Raw genomic sequence first — 4,916 nt, 5'->3', positions numbered from 1 at the left:
AGGACAACAATAACCCCTTTAAATAACTGCATAGTACGCATGTTTGTCTTGAACATCATGATACCATAGTATAATAAAACCCATACTGCCAATAAATCAATAGCTGATTTTGTAAACTTCCATATTATTGGTAATTCCGACGTAATAATATTTATCATAACATCAACCTCACTTACAAATATTATAGCAGTTTTAAGAATTAATGAAAATAAACATTGATAGGTTACACTTATAGATATTTGTAAAGTAAGCCTTTTCAAAACGTATAAAAGGGTGTAAAATACGTGACTAGGAGGCAGATTATGAATAACAAAATTATCATTGAAACTTCAGCTAGACATATTCACTTAAGTCAGGCTGATTTAGAAACATTATTTGGTAAAGGTTACGAACTAACAAAGAAAAAGGATCTTTCTCAGCCAGGTCAGTTTGCATGTGCTGAAAAGGTAAAGGTTGTAGGAACTAGAGGCGAAAAAGCTATGTCTGTTCTTGGACCTGTTAGAGACCATACTCAGATTGAATTAGCTCTTACTGATGCCAGATCATTAGGTTTAGAAGCACCTGTTAGAGGTTCTGGAGACATTGCTGGTAGTGGAGCTTGTAAATTAGTTGGACCTAAAGGTGAAGTTGAATTAACTGAAGGCGTTATTGCTGCAAAACGTCATATCCATTTTTCTCCAGAAGATGCTGAAGCAATGGGTATTAAGGACCGTCAGATTGTAAAAGTAGAAGTTGAAACAAATGGTCGTTCATTAATCTTTGGTGATGTTATGTGCCGTGTTAAAGATACTTATGCTACTTTCATGCATATCGATACAGATGAATCAAATGCTGCTGGTGGACCTAAAGAAGGTACAATTATTGTTGATTAATTTTAAAGGAGAAGCAGGTCGCTTCTCCTTTTTATTTTACTTTGATTGCATAATCTTCAATTCTTTTGATCTTCTGTGAGAATAATTCTATTTCATGATTATCGAAGTTCTCAAAGATATTAACATGATGCTCTTTTGGAATGACTGGACGATTCTTATTCATGACTGCAAGAACCATCTTCTCCTGAATACTTAAATCAGGATAATAGATTGCACCGCCAAGTCCTGCCATTGTCGTTACATTCTTTAATATAGAATAATCAAACTCTTTAGTAATATAACTCATGAATTCAGTATGGAAAAGAGCTGTAATATAAATAGAATAATGCTTCTTAATAAGTAATCCCTGATTCTTCTTGATAAAATCCACCATCTTTGGATCAAGTGCCCCATAATAAACAGGAACTCCTAAAACAATCGTATCTGTCTTCTCTAAGACAGCCATATCTAATTCATCTAAGTTCATCAACGTGCATGTATGATCAAGATATGTATTGATAACACGTGCTATTTTAGCTGTTGCTCCATGCTTTGATGTATAGAGTATTGTAATCATCCTCATCACTCCCTTTTATCTAATTCTAAACTAAATAATCAAAATAAAAAAGTGCCGAAGCACTTTTTTATTATTATTTATTCACTGCATCCTTAAGTGTAGAACTTGCTTTAAAAGCAGGAACTTTACTTGCTGGAATTTCGATAGTTTCACGAGTTCTAGGATTAATACCTGTTCTCGCTTTTCTTTCTCTTACTTCAAAAGTTCCAAGACCTTTTAAAGCCACTTTATCGCCTTCAACAAGAGCTCCAGATACTGCATCAACTAAAGCATTAATAGCACGTTCTGCATCAGCTTTAGTTAAAGATGCTCCTTCAGCAACTTTTTCTACTAATTCATTTTTCTTCATGAATAGATACTTCCTTTCTTTTCAACTTGTTCCATTATACCATTTTGTTGGTACTACGTATACAGTTATAATAAATATTGATTATAGAGTAAACCGTAACGCAAATATACAACATTAAAAAATGAAACTGTATCAATAAAACCAGAAATAGAAGACTGCGTATAATCACTCTCTTCACCATTTAAATGGTAATAGTAGTCTACTTCAGGATTTGTATAATCCTTATTCATAGTCACAATCAAAATACGCGCCTTCTGTTTTTTAACACGTGTAACCAATGAATCAATCAATTCTCTTCTTGCACGTACTGTCACAATAATAACCAGATCATTTTCTTCAATCAGATCAAGTTTTTGAACTTCATCTCCTCTATTTGCAAAAGCATAGAGAAACTTTTCAAGTTTCAGCATCTTTAACTGAAAATCCTGACAGGCAATACGTGAGAACTGATAACCAATCATAAATACGTGAGGAGCATCATGAATAAGTTCGCAGATTTTATCGACATCATTGATATCTAGCTGCTGCTGTCCTAATTCCAATGATTTCTTTGTATCATCATAGACTTTATCTACAAGATATTGCGGATTCTTTTTGATCTTAAAATCGTCATCAAAAGAGAAATGAATTTCATCATGTGCTATTTCTAAAGCAATCGCCATTTCTTTTTTGAATGTTGCAAAGTTACGACAATTTAAATCCTTGCAGAATCTTGAGATTGTTGCTGGAGATGTATAACAAAGCTCTGCAAGATCATTAATTGAAATACTAGGAATCTGTTCAAGATGTGTAAGTATTGTTTTCGCAATACTGTAATACATATCCTGCCCAGATGAAAAGTTCACATATGTCATGAGAAGATATAGAATATCTGTCTCATTATAATCTCTAAATGGCTGATCCATAACTATTCCTTTCCTTTCAAATAATCCTGACGGCCTATTTCATAAAGATCATGTCCTTCACTATCAATTACAACAGTAAGTGGTAGATCTTCTACAACGAGACGACGTACCGCTTCAGGCCCGAGGTCTTCATAGGCAATCACTTCACATGATTTAATACAAGAGGCTATAATCGCTCCTGCACCCCCAATAGCACCAAAATAAACACCTTTGTATTTTTTCATTGCTTCTTTTACGTCGTTATTTCTTCTTCCTTTACCAATCATCCCTCTTAATCCCTGTGCTAACATGGTAGGAGAATAAGCATCCATACGATAAGACGTTGTAGGTCCACAGCTACCAATAATATGACCAGGCTTTGTAGGTGTAGGACCTACAAAATAAATCACCTGATCATAAGGATCAAAAGGAAGTGGTTCATTATTTTTTAATGCTTCTACAAAACGCTTATGCGCCGCATCACGTCCTGTATAAATAGTACCGCTTAATAATACTTGATCACCAACATGGAGTGATTCCACTTTTTCAATAGTAAGAGGTGTTTCTAATTTAATCATAATGTCGCCTCCTGATGACGTGATACATGACAACAGATAGCCACAGCGCAAGGTAAACCTGCAATATGAGTAGGACAAGTTTCTACATGTAAGGCAAGTGCTGTTGTCTTACCACCAAATCCTGCAGGACCAATACCAGTCGCATTCACCTTTTCCAACATTTCTTCTTCTAACGCACGATAACGAGGATCCGGATGATGTTCTTCTATCTTCTTGATCATCGCCTTCTTTGCAAGATAAGTGACATGATCAAATGTACCACCAATACCTACACCAATCACAATAGGAGGACATGGGTTAGGACCTGCATCTTCTACAACCTTGAGAATAAAGTCCTTTACACCTTCAATGCCATCACTTGGTTTAAGCATCTTCACCTGGCACATATTTTCACTGCCAAATCCTTTAGGTGCTACCGTAATCTTTAACTTATCTCCAGGCACAATATCATAATGAATAATTGCTGGTGTATTATCTTTTGTATTAATACGGTCAAAGACAGGATCATCCACCACACTCTTTCTTAAGTATCCTTCAGTATATCCCTGTCTGACACCTTCATTGATTGCTTCTGTAAGGTTACCTTCTACATAAACTTCCTGACCTATTTCTACAAAGATACAGGCCATTCCTGTATCCTGGCAGATTGGTTCCTGGTTATTAGCAGCAATATCCGCATTTTCCTTTAATATTTCTAATGTATGTTTAGAAACAGGAGAATCTTCTGTAGAGATAGCTTCTAATAAACGGTTATAGACATCTGTAGGAAGATGACAGGCACCTTTAATACATAACTCTTTAATTGTTTCTGTAATTATTTCTGATTTAATTATTCTCATATAACCACCTATACCAATTTCTTCTTCATTGACTTGAGATCTGGGCAGAATAAACTATAGTAACGTAAACTCATTAATTGTACAGCCGTTAAAAGTGCATGCTTAGTTGTCTTATTTTCAAGAGAACCACCGACTAATACCTTATATTCCACAGGAATACCTAGATTGTCTTCATGAGTAGAAGTAATCCATACAATATGACATTTAGATTTATGAAGATACTGTAAGACCTTATGTCCCACGTGTTCAAAATTACCATTCAACGAAATAACAATCGCAACAGAATCTTCAGTCATCTGTTTTGCACATTCTAACTGTCTTTCTGAATCCATATACGCAATAGTAAACTTCTCTAACATCAATAGATCCGTCTGTAGTAATATTGCAGCACTTGTCGAGAACTGCGTTCCAAAGAAAGCGACTTCTTCATGATCATGAATTAAATGAAGCACTTCATCCAATATTTTCCAATCAAGGATTTTTGAAATCTCTTGAGTAGATTCAATAATCTGCTGAGCAAACTCTTCTGTAGCCTTCTCTGGTGAATGTGCCATACACTCCAAATCAATATTAATCAAATTATTGAATTTCTTATTATTAGAATGAAAACTATTGCATTCCTGTTTTAAATGCGCAAAGTTTTCATAGCCTAAAGCACGACAGAAACGTGAAATGGTTGCAGGAGAGACAAAACATTCTTCTGCAAGTTCACTAATACGCATATCGGGGATACGATAAAAATTATTAGCCATAAATAAAGCTATAAAATAGTTTGTATCTGTTTCACTAGCTGTATCTAGATAGATCATCAGGCGATAAAATAAATTTTTCATATTTT

The 4,916-nt window shown here is 34.8% G+C and carries 7 protein-coding genes; 1 reads left to right on the top strand and 6 read right to left on the bottom strand.

Going from position 1 to position 4,916, the window contains the following annotated elements:
• Nucleotides 1-302: 302 nt before the first annotated feature.
• Nucleotides 303-872: a PduL/EutD family phosphate acyltransferase gene (locus B2S90_RS00590; RefSeq protein ID WP_055233661.1), complete on the top strand. Its 570-nt coding sequence runs from the start codon at nt 303-305 to the stop codon at nt 870-872.
• A 31-nt stretch (nt 873-903) separates the two neighbouring features.
• Here B2S90_RS00590 and B2S90_RS00585 read toward each other — a convergent pair whose 3' ends face one another.
• The 6 genes from B2S90_RS00585 to B2S90_RS00560 form a co-directional block, all read right to left on the bottom strand.
• The gene (locus B2S90_RS00585) at nt 904-1,428 is read right to left on the bottom strand and encodes a flavodoxin domain-containing protein (protein ID WP_055233660.1); all 525 of its coding nucleotides are present in this window, start codon (nt 1,426-1,428) and stop codon (nt 904-906) included.
• A gap of 73 nt (nt 1,429-1,501) precedes the next feature.
• On the bottom strand, nt 1,502-1,777 hold the full coding sequence (locus B2S90_RS00580; protein WP_006506079.1) for an HU family DNA-binding protein: 276 nt from the start codon (nt 1,775-1,777) through the stop codon (nt 1,502-1,504).
• 65 nt (nt 1,778-1,842) lie between these two features.
• Complete coding sequence (locus tag B2S90_RS00575) at nt 1,843-2,682, bottom strand: MurR/RpiR family transcriptional regulator (RefSeq protein WP_055233659.1); 840 nt, start codon at nt 2,680-2,682, stop codon at nt 1,843-1,845.
• Nucleotides 2,683-2,684: 2 nt separating this feature from the next.
• A complete protein-coding gene (locus B2S90_RS00570; RefSeq protein ID WP_055233658.1) occupies nt 2,685-3,239 on the bottom strand; it encodes a Fe-S-containing hydro-lyase in 555 nt (184 codons plus the stop codon).
• Nucleotides 3,236-4,078: a fumarate hydratase gene (locus B2S90_RS00565; RefSeq protein ID WP_055233657.1), complete on the bottom strand. Its 843-nt coding sequence runs from the start codon at nt 4,076-4,078 to the stop codon at nt 3,236-3,238. Before B2S90_RS00565 ends, B2S90_RS00570 begins: the two co-directional genes overlap by 4 nt.
• An 8-nt stretch (nt 4,079-4,086) precedes the next feature.
• On the bottom strand, nt 4,087-4,916 hold an 830-nt coding region (locus B2S90_RS00560), incomplete at its 5' end, for a MurR/RpiR family transcriptional regulator (protein ID WP_286696372.1).

The sequence above is a fragment of the Catenibacterium sp. UBA627 genome, assembly GCF_002299355.1.
Taxonomy (GTDB): Bacteria; Bacillota_I; Bacilli_A; order Erysipelotrichales; family Coprobacillaceae; genus Catenibacterium; species Catenibacterium mitsuoka.
This window is presented reverse-complemented; position numbering and strand designations above follow the sequence as displayed.

Excerpts from the sequence above, each read along its gene's own strand:
- B2S90_RS00590 (WP_055233661.1), top strand. The coding sequence starts at position 303 with ATGAATAACAAAATTATCATTGAAACTTCAGCTAGACATATTCACTTA.
- B2S90_RS00585 (WP_055233660.1), bottom strand. The coding sequence starts at position 1,428 with ATGATTACAATACTCTATACATCAAAGCATGGAGCAACAGCTAAAATA.
- B2S90_RS00580 (WP_006506079.1), bottom strand. The coding sequence starts at position 1,777 with ATGAAGAAAAATGAATTAGTAGAAAAAGTTGCTGAAGGAGCATCTTTA.
- B2S90_RS00575 (WP_055233659.1), bottom strand. The coding sequence starts at position 2,682 with ATGGATCAGCCATTTAGAGATTATAATGAGACAGATATTCTATATCTT.
- B2S90_RS00570 (WP_055233658.1), bottom strand. The coding sequence starts at position 3,239 with ATGATTAAATTAGAAACACCTCTTACTATTGAAAAAGTGGAATCACTC.
- B2S90_RS00565 (WP_055233657.1), bottom strand. The coding sequence starts at position 4,078 with ATGAGAATAATTAAATCAGAAATAATTACAGAAACAATTAAAGAGTTA.